This window comes from Paenibacillus wuxiensis (assembly GCF_040195695.1).
GTDB lineage: Bacteria > Bacillota > Bacilli > Paenibacillales > Paenibacillaceae > Paenibacillus_B > Paenibacillus_B suaedae.
Genome location: NZ_JBEFZI010000007.1, coordinates 1 through 19,232, shown reverse-complemented (window position 1 = coordinate 19,232; position 19,232 = coordinate 1). Strand labels below are relative to the sequence as shown.

Sequence of the window (19,232 nt, the reverse complement as noted above, 5' to 3'; positions counted from 1 at the left end):
TTAGGTTTCCGTTGCATTATCATAAATGAACATGGCGTCGCCAAAGCTGAAGAAGCGATATTCCTGCTCAATTGCTTCCTGATAGGCAGCCATAATATGTTCACGGCCAGCCAGTGCGCTGACAAGCATCACTAATGTCGATTTCGGGAGGTGAAAGTTCGTTAGTAGCGAGTTCACAAGCTTGAATTCATATCCTGGATAGATAAAAATGTCTGTCCAGCCCGAACACGGCTCAATCGCCTTTCCGACAAATCTCCCTGCAACCGTTTCTAGTGTTCTTGCTGATGTAGTTCCTACTGCAACTATACGGCCGCCTTGCTCTTTCGTTTCATTAATTGTTCGTGCCGTCTCTTCACTCACTTCATAATATTCCGAATGCATGACATGCTCTTCAATCGTATCAGAAGACATTGGTCGGAACGTGCCCAATCCTACATGAAGGGTAACATACGCAATTCGAGCTCCCTTATTTTCCACTTCCGCTAGGAGTTCTTTCGTAAAGTGCAATCCTGCCGTAGGTGCAGCAGCAGATCCCTCGTGCTTCGCATATACGGTCTGATAACGTTCACGATCATCCAGTTGTTCTTTAATATATGGAGGAAGGGGCATTTGCCCAAGCTCATCCAATATTTCATTGAAAATGCCCTCATATGTGAAGCGTAGCAATCTCGCCCCCATCTCACGCTCTTCCAATACTTCCGCTTTCAACTTATCACCGAACACTACAACCGTTCCCAGCTTGACTTTCTTCCCTGGCTTCACGAGCGCTTCCCAGCAATCATTCTCTTCCTGCTTGAGCAAGAGAACTTCCACCTTAGCACCCGTATCTTCCTTAACTCCGAACAACCGGGCAGGGATAACCCGAGTGTCGTTCAGTACCAATAAATCACCTGGCTGTAAATAATTTATGATTTCAGGGAATGCATGGTGCCCCACTTCACCAGTCTGGCGATTCAATGTTAATAATCGAGATGCAGTCCGTACTGCCAACGGTGTCTGCGCAATCAAATGCTCTGGTAAATGAAAATCATATAAGTCCACATTCATCTGCTATCCGTCCTAACGCTTCACTAGCTCTACATTTTTGTAATAGTATTGCAAAATCGCTTTATAGTCATACCCTTGATCGGCTAATCCCTTGGCACCCCATTGCGACATTCCGATTCCGTGCCCATTACCTTTGCCAACAAACAAGAACGATGTCGCTTCTACGACTGGCTTCTGCTCTTCCTTGGTAGGCGACACTTTGCTTGTCGTACCTTTCCCATTTACAGCTACCATGCTGTTTAGGAGCTTCCCGCTTGTCTTGCTGCTGCCGCTGACAACACGAAGCTGTGAGGTATCTTTAACGGATTGCAATTTGCCATCTGCCCCAACGATAGAAATCGAGGATGTGCCTGTCCCGCTGCCATTGCTGAGGACATCAGACACCACACCTGATCCGCCAGGAACGATATCGAACAAAGTACTCGGCAGACCGCCAAATGCATAACGGAAGTTGTCTGGATAACTAACCGCGACAGGCTTGCCATTAGCTTCGATCTTGACAGCACGTCCAGATGGACCTCTTTCCGTAACCGCTAGAGTCTTAATCGTTCCGCTTAATGTCGTCTCTGTCCGATCCTTCAGCCAGCTGGTAATCTGCTCCGCTGTATAAGGGCCTCGTACCCAATTCATTTCATTATTTTCTTTAATCGTTTCAAGCACAGTTAACTTTGTACCCTTATCAACCTTCCCTACAGGCTGAACGTCTGTCTGAATAGCCGGTGTTGGGCGTACATTCGTACCATTTTCAAGAACGGTTGCCGTCTGCCCGGATAGACTCACTACATCCTCACGAACATATCCTGTCTTACCATCTGGCAAGGATACGCGATACCATGATTTGGAACCTGCCTCTGCGACATCGTCTGGACTATCGACAACTTGGAAGTAATCGTAAGAACCGCCCCAGACTTCCATCGGATCAGCCGTCTTGCCGCCTGCATTGGAATTGAAAATGGCCTCGATTAGCTTGCCGTTCTGCATCAACACTTCTCCAGCAGTCTCTTCCACGGCTCTCTTAATGTCTGGATGCTCTTTCTCCACACCGAAGTAGGCTTGGCTTAATGTTGTATCTACCACATTGGCAATCTCGAATTTGTTTCCTTGATACAGCGCAAATGTGCGGGCGGCTACCGCCTGCGCTTTCAATGCATCCATCGGCCAGCTGGAATAGACCTCTCCACCAACGACCGATATCAAATATTCTTCAAGCGGCACTTCATTAACCAGCGCCAGCTTGTCCTTATATAAACTAACCTCCATCACGCCGCGGTACGCTCTTCCGCTTCGTTCACTTACCTTAATCGTCGTCGTCGTTTTCGGCTTCACAATCCACTTCGCACTGCCGTATACGCGATAATGAGGAGTAAGCGCGTTGCCCGTCGATTCCATGCTATGTACAGCAGCACCTTGGGCTTGTACAGCGCCCGCCGCATATCCCTTCGATGCGACTACAGTTTGTATCCCGCTAAGCTGTGCATCCGAAGCAGCTTGACCTGCCCAGACCGCTGTCCGCACTCCACTATCCGTTGCCAATGTCACCACATAAGCATCAAGATCTGCATCCAACAAGGATTGTTGTACATTTTTAGCCTCGTCTTGGGAGCCATATGTGCCAGCTTGCACATAATGGGGGCCAACGACGGATGGTTCATATCCATTCACCGTCATTCCACGCATCTTGTCCATAGCTTGGGAGGCAGATTTGCTGGTTGTATAGCTGCCGACATAGACAGCGAAGAATGTCGTTCCACGTCTTGGAATCTGGGTAATATATGCTGGCCCTGAAGACTGTGCCTTCTTCATAACCGATTGCGCCTCAGTTAAATCATCGGTTTCGAGTAATTTCACTTTATAATCATCCGCACTAAAGCGAGCTTGTCCACCTTCCACATCAACGCTGCCTTTGGAACTCGCTCCAATTCGTGCTTCCAATTGCAGCGATGCTGTGGAGGCCAGAGACAGGAGCGATGTTTGCCCAGGTGATCCTTTGCTCAAATTAGCGAACAAAGCCACTCGGATATGATTCTGAAGAGCAGCTTGCTCAGGTCTTGCTTCGTTACTTGCTGCCGCATACGCGACGTTAGCTGGCTGCATAAGAGCATACGGAGCTCCACATAGCAGAAGAGCCCCCGTAAGCACACTTGCAACGGATCGGATAACGTTCCTGTTGTTATTCAAGTTTCCCCATTCCTTTCTTCTGTCACGTCTCCTCTGCATACGCCAATTTGTACGCGTTTTACTTAATTTTGTTCCGGTATAGGCAATCCTAAATGAGTATAGGCTTGAGGGGTAACCATTCTCCCCCGAGGTGTCCGCTGAAGAAAACCAATTTGCAGCAAATACGGCTCGTATACATCCTCGATGGTCTGGCTCTCTTCGCCAATCGTTGCCGCAATTGTATCCAGCCCTACTGGGCCTCCACGAAAATTCGTAATCATCGTGCGCAGCATTTTGTGATCAATTTGATCAAGGCCAAGTGGATCAACCTGAATAAGGCGCAGCGATTCCTTCGCAATGGCTGCGGTAATGATGCCATCACCACGTACTTGTGCGAAATCTCTCACCCGCTTCAATAATCGGTTAGCAATCCGCGGTGTCCCTCTTGAGCGAACAGCAATCTCATCCGCTGCTTCTCCCACAATTTGGACTTCCAATATGTCCGCGGCACGCGACACGATATAGCTCAATTCATCCTTATTGTAGAACTCCAAGCGGCTCACGACGCCGAAGCGATCACGAAGTGGAGCCGAGAGTAATCCCGCTCTAGTTGTGGCACCGATCAAGGTGAACTTCGGCAGATCCAAACGCACGGATCTGGCGCTCGGCCCCTTCCCGATAATAATATCGAGTGCAAAGTCCTCCATAGCCGGATACAATACTTCTTCTACAGTCCGATGCAGTCTATGAATCTCGTCTATGAAGAGGACATCCCCTTCCTGCAAGTTCGTTAGCAATGCCGCGAGATCGCCCGGTCTCTCAATCGCCGGCCCCGAAGTCGTACGAATATTTACGCCAAGTTCATTGGCAATAATGTTAGATAAGGTCGTCTTTCCAAGACCAGGAGGTCCATACAGCAGGACATGGTCAAGCGCTTCCTTGCGGAGCTTAGCAGCTTCAATGAAAACCTTCAAATTATCCTTCACCTGCGACTGACCGATATACTCGGACAAATAACGCGGTCTTAGGCTTAACTCGACTGCCTGATCTTCCATCATGCAATTGGCTGATATGATGCGTTCGTGCTCTTCCATCTTAACCGCCTTTCTTATCCTTTAAACAACGCCTGCAGCGCCTTCTTCATTAAAGAATCTACACTTTCATCCGCATGAATGCGATGTTGCAAGTCATTCCATACACGATCAAGTTCTGTCTCCGTATATCCCAATGCTTTGAGTGCTTCTCTAGCTTCTGACCATACATTGCCGTCCACACTGTCATCGTCTGCTACTGTGACATTCATGAACAAGGCGTCCGGATGGATATCCAGTCCGATACCGTCCAGCTTATCCTTCAGGTCCAGAATGATACGCTGAGCCGTCTTCTTGCCGATACCCGGCAGCTTCGTTAAGAACACAATATTCTCTTGCTGAATGGCAGTTACAACTGCTTCCGGCTTGCCACAGCCTGCTAGAATGCCAAGCGCTACCTTCGGCCCTACTCCGTTCACATCGATCAGCCTGCGGAATAGCTTCTGCTCCTCTCGCGAGCTGAATCCAAAGAGCAATGTTGCATCCTCACGCACATGATAATGAATATATACGGTGACTGCCCCTTCCTGCTTTGCAAAAGCATAGGGATTCGGGGTAAAGACACGGTACCCAACGCCTTGAACATCCAAGACGATATATTCGGTTTCTAAATGAGCAACCTGTCCACGCAAAAAATCGATCATGATCGCCATACTCCATTCAATTTGTCATTAAGCCCACTCGAATGCGCATGGCATATCGCCACCGCAAGAGCATCAGCAACATCATCGGGCTTCGGTATCTCCTTCAGCTTCAAGAACAGCTTCACCATCTCTTGAACCTGCTTCTTCTCTGCCTTCCCATAACCAACAACAGCCTGCTTCACCTGCATGGGCGTATATTCTGCAATCGGTATGCCGCGCTTGGCAGCTGCTAGAATGATAACACCGCGTGCTTGTCCAACAGCAAACGCATTCGTGACATTTCGATTGAAGAACAATTTCTCTATTCCCATAGAATCTGGTTTATACTTGTCTAGCAGCTGCTCCGTAGCTTCATACACCTGCAGCAGCCGCATCTCCGGCGCTGTCGAAGGTTCTGTCTGAATACAGCCATATTGTACAGGTACAATCCGACTTCCTTGTTTATCTACAAACCCAAATCCTGCAATCGCAATCCCTGGGTCAATCCCCAAAATACGCAAAAAAAATCTCTCCCTCACCGCATCCATGTACCAGTAAGCGAACATATGTGTTCACTCCATTATAACATAGATCGTGAAGAAGAGAATGAGTCATTCCTATGATGTTTGCAGGGAAAACAGCCTAATTACGGCCGATTACTTCCCAGCTGATACTTGATTTGCCGCTGTCTCAGTTGTAGAATGACGGAATGCTATCTTCAGCATCGGAGGCGTCACCAATGTCGTCATAATGATGACAATAACGAATGGTGTGAAATACACTTTATCGAACAAGGCGCCTTCAAGACCCGTCGTTGCAATAATAAGTGCAACCTCACCGCGGGATACCATCCCGGATCCGATCCCGATCGCACTCTTGCGATCAAATCCAGTCAATCGAGCTCCCAATCCACAGCCGAACAGCTTCGTTACAATCGCGATGATGGTAAACAATACAATAAACCATACATACTCCCCGAGGCCTTCGAAGTTGACATTAATCCCAACACTTACGAAGAAGATTGGTACGAAGATACCGTAAGCAATTGGCTCAAGGCGATGCTCCACCTCATGCTTGAACTTCGTCTGCGAGATGGCAATCCCGGCAGCGAATGCACCAATAATGCCTGCAACGCCCAAATAGTCTGCAAAGTAAGAAAAGGCAAAGCAAATAATAAGCGCCGCACTAATAACGGCTTCGGTAACACGAAGCGGTGCAAGCCACTTCATTACTCGAGGCACTACATAAATCCCTGCTAGTATTGCTACTACGAAGAAAAGAACTTTCTTCCCGATAATAAGTCCGATTGAAGCGCCACCGCCTGCACCGAGCAAGCTGAGCATGAAGGCGAGAAGTATGACAACCAGGATGTCATCCACGACGGCTGCACCAAGAATCGTCGTACCTTCCCTAGTGCTAAGCTGTCCTAGATCCTTCAGTGTCTGTACCGAAATACTTACCGATGTTGCGCAGAGCAGCAAACCAACAAACATGGATTGGTTCGAATCTAATCCGAACAATAGACCACCACTATATCCACCGATAAACGGAAGAATGACTCCGCCGATTGCTACTGCGAATGCCGCCTTCCAATTCTTCTTCAATTCATCCAAATCTGTCTCCAGACCAGCAATGAACATCAGCAAAATGACGCCAACTTCCGCCATTTCCTTAATTAGTTCACCGTCTGAAACCCATCCGAGCACAGCTGGACCGATAATTATCCCCACAATGAGTTTACCAAGTACGGCTGGTTGACCCAATCGTACAGTGAGATCACCTGCGATCTTTGTCGAAGCCAAAATGATGAGCAACATGAGAATAAGTTCCATTGGCATTCCCCTTTCCGCTGTACAATTATTATGACCGCAAACCGACATTTTTTTTGTAGGTGGCTAAGGGCAATCCATACCATTTTTCTTTATGTTACATTTCATGACCTAAACCCGAGAATATACAAAAAAAGAAGGACGTCGGTTACGGCGTCCTACTTGTTACTGCCTCTATTTTGTAATACGTTCATTCAGGTGGGTTGGTTTCATGACTTTCTTCGTTTCTTCGATCGCATAATCGCTAAACGTAGACAGCACACTATGATAAGCATCGACATCTGTAATGCGAATCCCTTGATATAACTGCTTCATTACCTTCGGAGGGAGCGAACTCTCCATGGACTCTACATCCAATTGGAAAAATGTACGTATCACCTTTCCACCTTCAGGTGGACCGTCATACAACGTCAAATTCCCATCCTTATCGAGACTAATATGCGCCTTATCCTTGCATGTACCTGACAACTCTTCAACCTGTTCCTCCAGGATCACCCGTCCGTTTGCATCCATGGATACTGACCAGTCTGGATGGTTGAGCACGAGCTGAATAATGTCACGTGTTGGCTTTACACCCAACACTTCATCATTTTTTCCGCATATATATTGCTTGCGAGCAATGACTTCACGCTGTTCATCCTGCTGAATCAACTGCGCGATCACAAGCTGGGCTGATTCATTAAGCTTAGACTCATTATCCTTCCATAAGGCGAAGGTCTCAATCGAAGATGGCTTATCATAGTCCGCCAGCATATTGCGCACTCGATCAGACAACTGTATCCCGATGGCAACTACCGCTACGAACAACACAATTGCAGCCAAAGACCATATCGGCTTGCGGAAGCGCCGCAGACGCTTCTTCCATTGCTTCACTCGAAAATAGAACCTAGAGACGGTACGGTGTTCTCGAGCCATAAGTAATCCCCTCTAACTGCTTGTTAATTTTGAGTAGAGCAATTGATTCCACGATGCCCGAATCATCTTGCTTTGCTCACAAGAAAAAGCCGCCAGAATCATCACTTATAGAGGTTGTTCAAAAAGTCCGCTTTTGATCACGAAGTAAATCATGAAGTGGACTCGGCATCGAATCTTGAATTCAGCCGGACCTTCCGGTGCTCATGTACCCAAAACGTACATTCCGCTCCTCAGGCCCTAGCTTCATCCAATCTTCTCGGTGCTGAAAACCGGTCTTTTTGAACACGCACTTATATACTTGGAGGCTTTTCTTATAGTGTGGCCCAGATAAAGGGGAAGTTATACAATTAATTCTGTCTGTTCCTTCATTTCAATTTTCTCCACGGCCGAATAACGAAGCATATATAGACAAGCAGCGGGAGAGGGGTTCCCGTGAATCCCCAAATCCCCCAGAACCAAGGGTACTTATTCCGCCTGCGAGCATCCAGAAACAACCAAGTTCCTTGAATGAGCAGAATGATTCCAATTAGAACCCAGACCCACCAAGGGACATTCTCAGTACCATTATTCATTCTGCTCACTCCCATTGCTCGGATGGATACAAATTGCCCAGATAAGAACTGCGCCACACAGGGAAATGAGCTGCATCCAGACATAGATATACCAATTCGCTTGGGCAAGACTGCACCCGCCGCCAACTAGCAGCAATGCAGCACTCCATAAGACAAGCAGTTCTTTCCACAGCCGTTTACGGTTCCTCTTCTTCGCCTGAAGCAATACCTGCTGGATGTGGGCAGCACTCGGATGCGGAGAATGGCGATCACTCCATTCATCTAAGTGTTCCCAGTGAGGATGCAGTCTCTCCTCCCACACCGAGTCCTGTTCCGGACGTGTAGCATGATTGGACATCGGTACTTGATGTAGAGAATCTACATGTCCTTTCTTGTTATCTTGCTTCTCACTCATCTTGCTTCCACTCCTTCCGCAGCTTCTCCAAGCCATAGTGCATGCGTGACTTTATCGTACCTGCCTGAACGTTCAACATTTCTGCAATTTCATTAACCTGATATCCATAATAATATTTCAACACAATTGGAGTCCTCTGTTCGTAGGACAGCTCACTAAGGAGTTCCAGCGCTGCCGTCCACTCCATATTGCTTGATTCCATTTGATAGCGCAGCTGACGTACAGCTTGTTCCTGCTCTCGCCATTTGCTCTCCACTTTCTTGCGGCGCATCTTGTCATAAAACAGGCGTGTCGCAATCGTAATTAGCCATGACGAGAATCGTGAACTCCCATTGTACGTATGAATCTTCTCCATACACCGCACCATCGTGTCTTGAACCAAATCTTCAGCATTCGAAGAGCTCATCGTTAATTTCAAGGCATATTTATATAGAAAGGAGTAATTCTCATGCAGCAGCACAGCAAGTTCATCCATGTCTCCTCTGACTGCTCGCTCTATCCGATGCTGCTCAGACATGTATTCGCCTCCTTTCCTTAATATCATAACGCAACGAGCTTTGCGCAAAGCAACTATATTACGAACTATCGTTAGGAATCGTTCAAGGGAATTATTAAAAAAGTTGAAATAATCATTTAGGAAGGAAGGGTGGAAAAAAAGAAGGATTAGAATAGCAAAAACCGTCGGTTATAACCGACGGTTGATGATAATGGTCGGGACGACACGATTTGAACATGCGACCCCCTGGTCCCAAACCAGGTGCTCTACCAAGCTGAGCTACGTCCCGAATGGATGGTGCCGGTGAGAGGACTCGAACCTCCACGGTTTCCCTCACGATTTTGAGTCGCGCGCGTCTGCCAATTCCGCCACACCGGCTTAGTAGTATCCATTATGAAATTAAGTGGCGCGCCCTGAGAGATTCGAACTCCCGGCCTTTTGATTCGTAGTCAAACGCTCTATCCAGCTGAGCTAAGGGCGCATATTCTGGAGCGGACAACGAGATTCGAACTCGCGACCCTCGCCTTGGCAAGGCGATACTCTACCACTGAGCTATGTCCGCATATTATTGTATTAACCAATCTGTACAACTTCATTTGCTTCGTTGTCGTCGTTGCCGTTCAACAAGGACAAGTAATAATATATCAGACTGATAATTGAATTGCAAATCTTTTTTAAAGATTTTTTGATGGTATTTTTTTCTTGCCAAAAGACCTGCTTGCCAAGCCATATCTCAGCTCATACAAGCAGGTTCTAATAGTATGTTCTTAGTTTCTTATGATCTAACCCACTCAAGTGTAAAAGCAGGCTTGCGAATTCCTACTACCCTCGCATTGTCGTTTTTCGTCTCCGCAGGGCTCAGCTTTTTTAAGCGTTCAATGGTTGCTGTCGTCGGGTATTGAATCTGCTCTAAAATGTCAGCAGCAATGATCGGCCATTGATCTTCCGATCCGTCCATCACTTTGAAGGCTATCCCTATTCTCTGATCGCGCAAGCCGAAGCAATAGATGCCTTTGGCTCCGCCTTTCGCTACGATATTCGGATCCTGCAGCAGTGTTGGACAAATAAGCTCCGTTCCGGATACATAGAATGGATGTTTGTTCATTAGACCCGTCAAGCGTGTAATCGCTCTGCGCACTTCCTCATCTGCAATTAAATCCGGACAAGCCAATCTCAAATACAAGAGGGCTATATTGCGAATTGGAATCGCATATACCGGGAACCCGCAGCCATCCGTTCCTAATTTAATTTGCCGGGCAGGCACATCAGCAAGCTGAGACATCAAGCGCAGCACCTTCTGCTGAACGGGATGCTCCGGTTCTGCATAGTTATCGGTTGGCCACCCCATCATCTTGCATAATGCCAGAACACCTAAGTGCTTGCCCGAGCAGTTGTGATATAAGGAGCGCGGTGGCTGCCCGTTGGCAATCCGCTCGTCCCTTGCAGCGCCATTCAGTGGATAGGTAGGCTTGCATACGAATTGATCCTCAGTGATCCCCGTCTTCTTCATGAACGATTCCAGTGCTTGTACATGGAACTGCTGTGCACGATGAGATGCAGTCATTAAGACGATCTCTTCCTCACTTAATCCGTAATGCTCCGGAACACCTGCTAACAAAGCAGGGAGCGCCTGCACCGGCTTCGAAGAAGAGCGCATAAAGCTTACATAGTCAGGGTCGCCAACATGGAATAGTGTCTCAGCTTGTTCGTTAACACCTACAATATGTCCTGTATATGCACATTCCAACCAACCGCCTCGTGATTCCTCTACTAACACCTTGCCCAAATCAACCATTATTGTTCCTCCTCGGCAACACATGCTGTCATCATTCTCATTTCAAGACTTCCCCTATCATGACATAACTCTGCAAACATAGTATCATGTTCCTAGCTGCTCGTATTTATAACAAGTTCCTGTCAGTTATAAAAATTTCCGCTAACGAACCGGAGGGATAGGCATGATGACCATTGCGGATATAAGGCCATACATCCGTGCAGCGCATATGTATAATTACCGAGGAACGCGAGAGGAACAGCTGCGCAGAGGATACAGCTATGCATTCCACTTATTCTTGGACGGCCATGGCCATATGACGATAGATGACCAACGATATGCGGTCGCGAACGGCACGCTCATCTTTGTCCGCCCTGGACAATGGCATTCCTTCGAGCATGCACCAAATGAAACGATGAATGCATGTAATATCTACTGCGATCTATGGGAGGCTCCTCCGCCGAACCAGCCTACCTTTGCTTATGAATGGGATGAATTCGATCCGAGGTGGTTAACCGCACATAACCCTTGCACAGAACTGGAATCATTGCCGACCTGCACTTCGCTTCGCCCTTATCCTTACTTCATTGAGCTGATGAAGCATGTGCTTACCGCATATAATCGGCGCGGCTGCTATACGAAGCAGGCTGCATCAGCTAGTTTTTACTCCTGGCTGATTCAATGGTTCGATGCAAGCAGATTGCCCATTCCTACGGATTACCGCATAGCTCGAATCTTGGAGCGAATGGACGAACATCCCGAGCAGCGGCATTCGGTTGATTACTGGTGCAGCGAATGCGGGCTGGAAAAGTCCCAATTTTATCGGCTTTTCAAGCAAGAGACAGGAGCATCGCCTAAAGCGTATTTGCTGCAGGCTCGCATGAAAAAGGCGGCCGTTCTGTTGATGGAAAGCCGCCAATCAATTACGGAAATCGCACTAATGTTGGGCTACGATTCAATTCATTACTTCTCAAATCAGTTTACCTACGTGTATGGAATCAGTCCTACCTTATACCGAACAAACAATAGTTACCAGAAAATTGATCGCTAGCATTATGATAAAAGCAGCCCTCTCCCAAGTGGAGAAGAGCTGCTTTTTTAGGTAACCTTATTAAGCGCTTACAATTTCGGTGTGTGCACTCGCGTCCTTCGTTCTTTTGTCCTCAGCAGGGAGCGTGACAAAAATCATCATAACGCCTGCTGCTGCAAATAGCCCAGCGAATAGCCACGTAATGCCGGCGTAACCGAGGCTTCCAATAAATAAAGCAACAAGAGCTGGACCAACGAATGCGCTCAATCCCGCGCCCAGGTTTAAGATTGACATCGCTGCACCCTTTTCTTCCTTTACCAAAGACGGGGCTATCGCAGACAATGGCACGAAGCCTGCCAGACATCCGCCCCACAAAATCCCGACAATTTGCACAAGCCATACATTGCCTGCCGCAAGTTGAGGAACGTAAAAGAGTAAAATCGTAAAGAAGGCCGAGCCTGCACATCCAAACCACATTACCGTATTTCTCCAGCCAAGCTTATCGCCCACAATGCCAAACAGCAGGTTGAACGCGATGTTTCCGATAAAAATCATAGCCCATAGATGCAGCCAGGACGAAATGCTAATGCCTTGACTCTCCATGTATAGCGGCATATATATGGGGAAGCCGAATTGTGCAGCCGTATTGATGATGCGAACTAAGCCGACCAATACGATTTTCGGTTCCTTTTTGACAATTGCCAATCCTTTGGCAAGCTCTTTTACTTTGTTGTCATGCTGTTCTGCCTTGGACTTATCCAGCTTACCGCCGGGATTGATGACCAGTGCGAACAATGCCCCAAGCAGTACCCATACGATTGCACTCCATAGTGTATTGATATGCCCCAAGTGCTTCAATGCCCAGGTGGAATAGTATGCGCCGAGTACGTTCATGCCCCCAGTGAACACGAACCAGAACCAGCCGACAGCCGTTCCCAGCTTCTTCTGAGGTGTCTGATAAGCGATCCAGACGAGGAACGAGTATGCGAACAAAGGATAGCCGAGACCCTTAAACGCATACGTCGGCAGCATCGTTGCAAATGAAAGCTGGGTAATTCCTAAACCAATAAAGCCTACGGAACCGAGAATGTATAGGATTAACCCGGTCAACATTGCTTTTTTAGGTCCAATCGCGTCAACGAATAATCCGGACAGGAAAGAAGACAATGCAATCGTAACCCCGTATACCGTAAATAAAATGCCGGATTGCTGTACGGTGAGTCCCTGTTCAACCAGATATGGGCTTAACCATCCCTGCTCCAGACCATCCCCCATCATAAAGATCAGAATGCCGAGATAGCCCCAAGCTAGAGATGAAGGAATACCTATTTTGTCCAAAATATGTTTGTCTTTCAAGTGCATCACTTCTTTCCTGGATGATCTATTCCTTCTTCTACTGTCCGTAATGCAGCTATTCTATAAAGATGTTAATTTGAACTCTCTCCACCCATCACTTCCAATTTAATCGCTTTCAATTGTTTAATCGGACTCTGTTCATTGCGCCCAAAATAATCATGCAGCCGCACATACTGGGCATAGAGTCGATTATAAATGTCCCGGTGCTTACCTTGTGGCTCATACGTTTTCTTAATGCCTCCACCCATTGCTTTCCCAGCCTGCTGAATGGAGTCGTATCCTCCATTAGTACTGCCTGCCGCTACGGCTCCGAGCATGGCGGCCCCCATCGCTGTTCCTTGCTGAGTTGACGCGACGTGAATCGGCATGCCGATGATGTCCGCGAAGGTCTGCATAATGAATGGGCTTTTTTCCGCAATCCCGCCTGTGGCCATGATTTTGGCAATCGGAACTCCGTGCTGTACAAAGTTCTCAATAATCATCCGCTTCCCGAATGCAACTGCTTCAACCAATGCTTTGTACATTTCTTCGGCTGTCGTAGCCGTCGTCATGCCGAACATTGATCCTGTCAGATCCGCATCCACCAGAACGGAACGGTTTCCATTCCACCAATCCAGCGCAATCAAGCCGCTGGCGCCGGGCTTAATCTTCTCTGCCTTCTCATTGAGAAGCTGCAGCACATGCTTGTTCGCAGCTCTGGCCTCTTGCCCTAGATGCTCTGGCACACAGTGATTCGCGAACCATGAGAAATGGTCTCCCATGCAGGATTGTCCTGCCTCATAGCCGTAGAACCCAGGCAAAATGCCGTCCTCGCAAATGCCGCTAATGCCCGGCACCTTCACTGCTGTTTCACTGACCAGCATGTCGCAGCCGGATGTCCCCATCACCATCAATAAAATATCGGGAGTCGTAATCCCGCAGCCGATTACGGCGCAATGGGCATCGCCTATTCCTACGGATACCGCTGTCCCCGCAGCCAGCCCCGTCCATTTTGCACTATCTTCTGTAATTGATCCTGCTCTGGTGCCTACCGGATAAATGGTTCTCGACATTTTCTCGTCAACGACGTGTTCCAGCTTTGGATCGAGCGCTTTCAAAAATGAATTTGATGGAAATCCGTTTTGCTTGTGCCATATGGCCTTATATCCAGCTGTGCAGCTATTTCGTGTTTCTGTTCCAGTTAGCTGTAGTGTAATCCAATCGGCAAGCTCCATGAACCGATCAGCGGCTTCATATATTTCGGGTGCTTCATTAAGAATTTGCCATATTTTTGGAAACATCCATTCTGAAGAAATTTTCCCACCGTAGAAGTCCAAAAATTCCTCGCCCCGCATACGGGCTATATCATTCAGTCGGTTGGCTTCCTCTGCTGCCGCATGGTGCTTCCACAGCTTCACATACGCATGCGGATTGTTCTTGTATGCATCCAGCATGCATAGGGGCGTTCCATCCGCCTTTACGGGAAGCATCGTACATTCCGTAAAATCGGTGCCGACGCCAATAATTTGGCGGGCATCAATGCCGCTCGAATCCAGAACCTTTGTCAGCGTTGCAGTGGTGCATTGTAAATAGTCCTGCGGATGCTGCAAAGCCCAATCCGGCCCCAGCTTCGTTACGCCGTCCGGCAGCACCTGATCCATTACGCCATGAGGATAGTTCATCTCTGCAGATGCACTTATCTCTCCAGTGGATACGTTAACAAGTATCGTACGGGCACTTAATGTGCCATAATCAATTCCAACTACATATTTCTCCATTTTGCATTCACCCTTTTTAGAACGTAATCGCTACCTTGAAGTCACCATGCTTACCAGATGCATATTCAAAGGCTTCTTCCCATTGCTCAATCGGGAACTTACGAGTCACAATGCCGTTCGTTTTCAGATTGCCGTTTGCAACATTTTCAATGACGAATGGGTAACAATACGGGCTCAAGTGAGATCCCAATACATCCAGCTCCTTGCGGTCGCCGATGATGGACCAATCCACGGTAGTCGGCTCCCCGAACACGCTGAATTCTACGAAGCGTCCAAGCTTGCGAATCATGCTCAATCCTTGCGTTACGCTGGAAGGATGACCTGTAGCTTCGATGTAGATGTCGCAACCGTAACCCTCCGTCATATCCAAAATCGTTTGAACCACATCCGTCTCTTTCGGATTGAGGACGATATCCGCGCCAAATTCCTTCGCCTTTTCCAAACGGTTCTCAACCAAATCCAGCACAATCAATTTTTTTGGATTTTTCATTCTCGCATATGTGATCATTCCTAAACCGAGAGGCCCCGCCCCAGAGATAACGACGACGTCCTCGCATCCGATTTGCGCCCGATCCACGGCATGCTTCGAGCAAGCGTAGGGCTCAATCAGCAACGCGGACTCCAATTCCATCTGTCCAGGCACCTTATGGACAACCGCCGTTTTTGGGTATCGAACATATTCCGCCATTCCCCCGTTGTTCGAGCCTTGGAAACCGAATATGTTATGGGGCTGGCACATCCAGTACTCCCCTCTTTTGCAAAATCTGCATTCTTGGCAAGGAACGATCTGATCCGCAGTTACTCGATCCCCAATTTTGAAATCGGTTACATTTTCGCCAATTTCTACGATTGTTCCTAAAAATTCATGCCCCGGAATAAACGGAGGCTTCACCCATTCTGGCTGTGTCTCGTCGCCCCAGAACATTGCTGCGCCATGCATGCACTTCAAGTCTCCTGCGCAAATGCCGCATGCTTCCGTTTTAATGATCATATCGTCTGGCCCACATTCAGGCGTAGGATAGTTGGCTTCAAAGCGGTAATCATGCTTCCCATACGCTACAAGCGCTTTCATAGTTGCTGGTACGTTCCCTGTCGTGGCTTTTAAGCTGGTAGATTGTTGTTGATTCATTATGCATCCGCCTCCCCAATAAGTAAATTACTTTTGTTAAAGTGTTTTATAAAACTACTTAATGCAAGGATATTCCCTCTCGTCCTTCTTGTCAATATGCAATTTAAAAAATAAGTATTATTTTGCAGCACAAGATGCGAAGCATCTCCTGCTTGTTCAGCCGATTGAAAGATAAAAAAACGCATGAAGCAGGTAAAGGAACTTGGCTCCTTTAAACCGACTCCATGCGATTGTTATAAGCTTGGTATCTTCTTATATTTGATTAATGAACTGATCGATGAACGGCAGGGCAGCCCCAGCGGCAATAGCCTCGGTTTTATAACTGCATATCCGCACATAATCTGCATGATCTTCGAACGTATTGCGGCTGGCCACCAGCTTCTTCAACTTATCGATATGATTCTCCATATAAGCCCCTACGTAACCGCCAAGGATAATGTCACAGTCGAACAGCATGCGAATATTATTAATGGCTATCGAAAGATGGCGCAAATAGTTGTCCCATACGATCAGCTTTTCACGATTGCCACCCTGTACCTCCTCAAAAAAACGCCCCAAACTCCCATCAGCTGTATCTGCTAATAAAGAAGCTGAGCAATATGCCTCAAGGCAGCCTTTTTGACCGCAATAACAAGGGAGACCGTCTGGAATGATCGTAATATGCCCGATTTCCCCACTCTTTTGATTCTCTCCGGCAAACACTTTATTTCCAATATAAACGGCCCCGCCAATATTATTGCTAAGAGAAATATAAAATGCATTTTTCGTGTCCGGCGTTGCCCATATTTCCGAGAACCCAGCCGCATTCGCATCATTCACAAGAATGGCCGGATACGGTATGTACTTGGTGAAGCGCTGCAGCGTCTCTCCGGTGAAATTCAGGATCTTCCCGTAAAAGACAGTCTGGTGGTCTTCCGTAATCAATCCCGGCACCCCGATGCCGACACCTAATATTTTCGAATCGTCAATATCCAGTTCTTTTATGTCCTCCTGAATGATATTTCCCAATAGCTGAAAATAAGGATCCGAGGTTTCAAACTTTTGTCTTCTTCTGTTTATATGAATAATATCCCCATTTAAATCAACAACCACAGTTGTGACATGGTTCCGCGTAATATCTAAGCCAATAGCGATTTTGGCATCGCTTATATAAGAATAGACCTGTGCATTGCGTCCTCCGGTATTACCAATGGTCCCCGTATTCGCAATCAGCTTCTCCTGCAGCAAATAATTTAAATTCTGCGTAATGGTTGGTAAGCTAATCTGCAAATGCTGCACAATATCCTGCTTAGATAAGTTTTTTTCTTGCCGCAGCAGCATATATATTCGATTTCGATTGAATTCCTTAATATTAACGGTTTTGTCTACCACCATAACGTCCCACCTTATTGAAACCCTTTTATAAAAGGAGTTAGTTATCTATTCCTTTAATCATAATGTCTTTCGAATAAAACATCAATAGAGCATGCCCTTATCATAATTCTAGGGGTAGTACAAATTAGCACCCTTAAATCAAAGATTGCGTACTCAGAGCATCTTACGCTCTCTCGAATCAGCTCTCCTTGTCCAAACAACGACAAAAAAAGCCCGACGCTTCCGCATCAGGCTGAAAATTGCACAAACTGGTGAGCCATGAAGGACTCGAACCTTCGACACCCTGATTAAAAGTCAGGTGCTCTACCAACTGAGCTAATGGCTCTCATAAGAGAGAAATGGTGACCCGTAGGGGATTCGAACCCCTGTTACCTCCGTGAAAGGGAGGTGTCTTAACCCCTTGACCAACGGGCCTTATTCAATTTGATCATTTCTCAAGAAGAAAAATGGCGGAGCTGACGGGATTCGAACCCGCGGTCTCCTGCGTGACAGGCAGGCATGTTAGGCCTCTACACCACAGCTCCATATTTGGTTGCGGGGGCAGGACTTGAACCTGCGACCTTCGGGTTATGAGCCCGACGAGCTACCAACTGCTCCACCCCGCGATATAATGGTGGACGCTGACGGGATCGAACCGCCGACCCTCTGCTTGTAAGGCAGATGCTCTCCCAGCTGAGCTAAGCGTCCATATAATATTTCATATAAATGCTATGTATCTTAATCTATCAAAAATTATTTCATAGCTCTTTATGGTGGACACTAACGGGTTCGAACCGCTGACCCCCACCCTGTCAAGATGGTGCTCTCCCAGCTGAGCTAAGTGTCCTTAACAACTCAATCGCAATCCTATATAAGATAGTGATTACATATTTGGTTGCGGGGGCAGGACTTGAACCTGCGACCTTCGGGTTATGAGCCCGACGAGCTACCAACTGCTCCACCCCGCGATATTCACGCTGGATACTAACAAATTTGAATGTAATGATCCCACCCTGTTCAGATGGTTCCTATCTAGTTGACTAGTACCCTGTACTACGTAATTTCATTCATAAAATGGTGACCCGTAGGGGATTCGAACCCCTGTTACCTCCGTGAAAGGGAGGTGTCTTAACCCCTTGACCAACGGGCCAAACTGGCGGAGAGAGAGGGATTCGAACCCTCGAGACGCTTGTGGCGCCTACACGATTTCCAATCGTGCTCCTTCGACCAAACTCGGACATCTCTCCATGGCTCCCCGAACAGGACTCGAACCTGTGACAACTCGATTAACAGTCGAGTGCTCTACCAACTGAGCTATCAGGGAATATTAACTGCTTGGCGACGTCCTACTCTCCCGGGACCCTGCGGTCCAAGTACCATCGGCGCTGGAGGGCTTAACGGTCGTGTTCGGGATGGGTACGCGTGGAACCCCTCCGCTATCGCCACCAAACAGCATTGGCATTAGCCAATATGAAATTCAGGTTCAGCACGACCAAGTGCTGTGTGCGTTTCTTCGTCTGCACTAGTCAGACTCCAAAACATTGCACCCTGAAAACTGAATGCGAAAGTGTCGTGCTCTGAATCAATAGGATAAGCCCTCGACCGATTAGTATTGGTCAGCTCCACACATTGCTGTGCTTCCACCTCCAACCTATCTACCTCGTCGTCTTCAAGGGGTCTTACTAATTGGGAAATCTCATCTTGAGGGG

General features: G+C 47.5%; 16 protein-coding genes, 14 tRNA genes and 2 rRNA genes. 1 reads left to right on the top strand and 31 read right to left on the bottom strand.

The features are described from left to right. The 15 genes from queA to ABN764_RS16515 form a co-directional block, all read right to left on the bottom strand. Positions 1–1,047 (bottom strand): tRNA preQ1(34) S-adenosylmethionine ribosyltransferase-isomerase QueA, encoded by a 1,047-nt coding sequence (queA, locus tag ABN764_RS16585; protein ID WP_446672562.1) that lies wholly within the window; start codon positions 1,045–1,047, stop codon positions 1–3. Between the two features lie 12 nt (positions 1,048–1,059). Continuing rightward, the gene (locus ABN764_RS16580; RefSeq protein ID WP_446672561.1) at positions 1,060–3,225 is read right to left on the bottom strand and encodes a SpoIID/LytB domain-containing protein; all 2,166 of its coding nucleotides are present in this window, start codon (positions 3,223–3,225) and stop codon (positions 1,060–1,062) included. A 62-nt stretch (positions 3,226–3,287) separates the two neighbouring features. After that, a complete protein-coding gene (gene ruvB, locus ABN764_RS16575; protein WP_021257037.1) occupies positions 3,288–4,298 on the bottom strand; it encodes a Holliday junction branch migration DNA helicase RuvB in 1,011 nt (336 codons plus the stop codon). Between the two features lie 14 nt (positions 4,299–4,312). Continuing rightward, positions 4,313–4,939, bottom strand: a complete 627-nt coding sequence (gene ruvA, locus ABN764_RS16570; RefSeq protein WP_021257038.1) for a Holliday junction branch migration protein RuvA — start codon at positions 4,937–4,939, stop codon at positions 4,313–4,315. Beyond that, positions 4,936–5,439: a crossover junction endodeoxyribonuclease RuvC gene (ruvC, locus tag ABN764_RS16565; protein WP_036592604.1), complete on the bottom strand. Its 504-nt coding sequence runs from the start codon at positions 5,437–5,439 to the stop codon at positions 4,936–4,938. The genes ruvA and ruvC overlap by 4 nt, the downstream gene beginning before the upstream one ends. 135 nt (positions 5,440–5,574) lie before the next feature. After that, entirely contained in the window at positions 5,575–6,750 is a 1,176-nt protein-coding gene (locus ABN764_RS16560) for a cation:proton antiporter (protein WP_446672560.1), read from the bottom strand. 171 nt (positions 6,751–6,921) lie between these two features. After that, entirely contained in the window at positions 6,922–7,662 is a 741-nt protein-coding gene (locus ABN764_RS16555) for a BofC C-terminal domain-containing protein (RefSeq protein WP_446672559.1), read from the bottom strand. A gap of 365 nt (positions 7,663–8,027) precedes the next feature. Next, positions 8,028–8,234 (bottom strand): hypothetical protein, encoded by a 207-nt coding sequence (locus ABN764_RS16550; protein ID WP_021257042.1) that lies wholly within the window; start codon positions 8,232–8,234, stop codon positions 8,028–8,030. Continuing rightward, a complete protein-coding gene (locus tag ABN764_RS16545; RefSeq protein WP_021257043.1) occupies positions 8,227–8,628 on the bottom strand; it encodes a YxlC family protein in 402 nt (133 codons plus the stop codon). Before ABN764_RS16545 ends, ABN764_RS16550 begins: the two co-directional genes overlap by 8 nt. Next, on the bottom strand, positions 8,621–9,145 hold the full coding sequence (gene sigY, locus ABN764_RS16540) for an RNA polymerase sigma factor SigY (protein WP_174808285.1): 525 nt from the start codon (positions 9,143–9,145) through the stop codon (positions 8,621–8,623). Before sigY ends, ABN764_RS16545 begins: the two co-directional genes overlap by 8 nt. 191 nt (positions 9,146–9,336) lie before the next feature. Then, a tRNA-Pro gene (locus ABN764_RS16535) sits at positions 9,337–9,413 on the bottom strand. 6 nt (positions 9,414–9,419) lie between these two features. Further along, positions 9,420–9,502: transfer RNA gene (locus ABN764_RS16530), tRNA-Leu, on the bottom strand. Positions 9,503–9,528: 26 nt separating this feature from the next. Next, positions 9,529–9,605: transfer RNA gene (locus ABN764_RS16525), tRNA-Arg, on the bottom strand. A 6-nt stretch (positions 9,606–9,611) separates the two neighbouring features. Further along, a tRNA-Gly gene (locus tag ABN764_RS16520) sits at positions 9,612–9,686 on the bottom strand. A gap of 213 nt (positions 9,687–9,899) precedes the next feature. Further along, positions 9,900–10,919: an asparaginase gene (locus tag ABN764_RS16515; RefSeq protein WP_446672558.1), complete on the bottom strand. Its 1,020-nt coding sequence runs from the start codon at positions 10,917–10,919 to the stop codon at positions 9,900–9,902. A 163-nt stretch (positions 10,920–11,082) separates the two neighbouring features. Here ABN764_RS16515 and ABN764_RS16510 point away from each other — a divergent pair, with 163 nt between their 5' ends. Then, positions 11,083–11,949: an AraC family transcriptional regulator gene (locus ABN764_RS16510; protein WP_268625956.1), complete on the top strand. Its 867-nt coding sequence runs from the start codon at positions 11,083–11,085 to the stop codon at positions 11,947–11,949. Between the two features lie 60 nt (positions 11,950–12,009). Here the strand turns inward: ABN764_RS16510 and ABN764_RS16505 are convergent, their stop codons facing one another. From ABN764_RS16505 to ABN764_RS16430, 16 genes are all read right to left on the bottom strand, one after another. Next, on the bottom strand, positions 12,010–13,290 hold the full coding sequence (locus ABN764_RS16505) for an MFS transporter (RefSeq protein ID WP_446672557.1): 1,281 nt from the start codon (positions 13,288–13,290) through the stop codon (positions 12,010–12,012). Positions 13,291–13,355: 65 nt separating this feature from the next. Next, a complete protein-coding gene (locus tag ABN764_RS16500) occupies positions 13,356–15,041 on the bottom strand; it encodes a ribulokinase (RefSeq protein ID WP_446672556.1) in 1,686 nt (561 codons plus the stop codon). Between the two features lie 16 nt (positions 15,042–15,057). After that, entirely contained in the window at positions 15,058–16,170 is a 1,113-nt protein-coding gene (locus ABN764_RS16495; protein ID WP_021257049.1) for an MDR/zinc-dependent alcohol dehydrogenase-like family protein, read from the bottom strand. Positions 16,171–16,422: 252 nt separating this feature from the next. Then, positions 16,423–17,544 carry an ROK family protein gene (locus ABN764_RS16490; RefSeq protein WP_174810929.1) on the bottom strand — a complete coding sequence of 374 codons (1,122 nt, stop codon included), beginning with the start codon at positions 17,542–17,544 and terminating at the stop codon, positions 16,423–16,425. Between the two features lie 249 nt (positions 17,545–17,793). Further along, positions 17,794–17,869, bottom strand: a tRNA-Lys gene (locus tag ABN764_RS16485). A gap of 14 nt (positions 17,870–17,883) precedes the next feature. Beyond that, positions 17,884–17,958 (bottom strand) — tRNA-Glu (locus ABN764_RS16480). A gap of 33 nt (positions 17,959–17,991) precedes the next feature. Further along, a tRNA-Asp gene (locus ABN764_RS16475) sits at positions 17,992–18,068 on the bottom strand. 5 nt (positions 18,069–18,073) lie between these two features. Continuing rightward, positions 18,074–18,149, bottom strand: a tRNA-Met gene (locus ABN764_RS16470). A gap of 6 nt (positions 18,150–18,155) precedes the next feature. After that, positions 18,156–18,231, bottom strand: a tRNA-Val gene (locus ABN764_RS16465). Positions 18,232–18,294: 63 nt separating this feature from the next. Further along, positions 18,295–18,370 (bottom strand) — tRNA-Val (locus ABN764_RS16460). 45 nt (positions 18,371–18,415) lie between these two features. Continuing rightward, a tRNA-Met gene (locus ABN764_RS16455) sits at positions 18,416–18,491 on the bottom strand. Positions 18,492–18,598: 107 nt separating this feature from the next. Further along, a tRNA-Glu gene (locus tag ABN764_RS16450) sits at positions 18,599–18,673 on the bottom strand. Positions 18,674–18,677: 4 nt separating this feature from the next. Beyond that, positions 18,678–18,770: transfer RNA gene (locus ABN764_RS16445), tRNA-Ser, on the bottom strand. Position 18,771: 1 nt separating this feature from the next. Beyond that, positions 18,772–18,847: transfer RNA gene (locus ABN764_RS16440), tRNA-Asn, on the bottom strand. 9 nt (positions 18,848–18,856) lie between these two features. Continuing rightward, positions 18,857–18,973 (bottom strand): 5S ribosomal RNA (gene rrf / locus ABN764_RS16435). Between the two features lie 136 nt (positions 18,974–19,109). After that, positions 19,110–19,232: ribosomal RNA gene (locus tag ABN764_RS16430) — 23S ribosomal RNA — on the bottom strand; the annotation flags it as partial.

What these genes read in the sequence shown, in the direction of transcription:
- ABN764_RS16510 (WP_268625956.1), top strand. Translation starts at nt 11,083, where the DNA reads ATGATGACCATTGCGGATATAAGGCCATACATCCGTGCAGCGCATATG.
- ABN764_RS16545 (WP_021257043.1), bottom strand. Translation starts at nt 8,628, where the DNA reads ATGAGTGAGAAGCAAGATAACAAGAAAGGACATGTAGATTCTCTACAT.
- ruvB (WP_021257037.1), bottom strand. Translation starts at nt 4,298, where the DNA reads ATGGAAGAGCACGAACGCATCATATCAGCCAATTGCATGATGGAAGAT.
- ABN764_RS16560 (WP_446672560.1), bottom strand. Translation starts at nt 6,750, where the DNA reads ATGGAACTTATTCTCATGTTGCTCATCATTTTGGCTTCGACAAAGATC.
- ABN764_RS16495 (WP_021257049.1), bottom strand. Translation starts at nt 16,170, where the DNA reads ATGAATCAACAACAATCTACCAGCTTAAAAGCCACGACAGGGAACGTA.
- ABN764_RS16555 (WP_446672559.1), bottom strand. Translation starts at nt 7,662, where the DNA reads ATGGCTCGAGAACACCGTACCGTCTCTAGGTTCTATTTTCGAGTGAAG.
- ABN764_RS16490 (WP_174810929.1), bottom strand. Translation starts at nt 17,544, where the DNA reads ATGGTGGTAGACAAAACCGTTAATATTAAGGAATTCAATCGAAATCGA.
- ruvA (WP_021257038.1), bottom strand. Translation starts at nt 4,939, where the DNA reads ATGATCGATTTTTTGCGTGGACAGGTTGCTCATTTAGAAACCGAATAT.
- ABN764_RS16515 (WP_446672558.1), bottom strand. Translation starts at nt 10,919, where the DNA reads ATGGTTGATTTGGGCAAGGTGTTAGTAGAGGAATCACGAGGCGGTTGG.
- sigY (WP_174808285.1), bottom strand. Translation starts at nt 9,145, where the DNA reads ATGTCTGAGCAGCATCGGATAGAGCGAGCAGTCAGAGGAGACATGGAT.
- ABN764_RS16550 (WP_021257042.1), bottom strand. Translation starts at nt 8,234, where the DNA reads ATGAATAATGGTACTGAGAATGTCCCTTGGTGGGTCTGGGTTCTAATT.
- ABN764_RS16500 (WP_446672556.1), bottom strand. Translation starts at nt 15,041, where the DNA reads ATGGAGAAATATGTAGTTGGAATTGATTATGGCACATTAAGTGCCCGT.
- queA (WP_446672562.1), bottom strand. Translation starts at nt 1,047, where the DNA reads ATGAATGTGGACTTATATGATTTTCATTTACCAGAGCATTTGATTGCG.
- ABN764_RS16505 (WP_446672557.1), bottom strand. Translation starts at nt 13,290, where the DNA reads ATGCACTTGAAAGACAAACATATTTTGGACAAAATAGGTATTCCTTCA.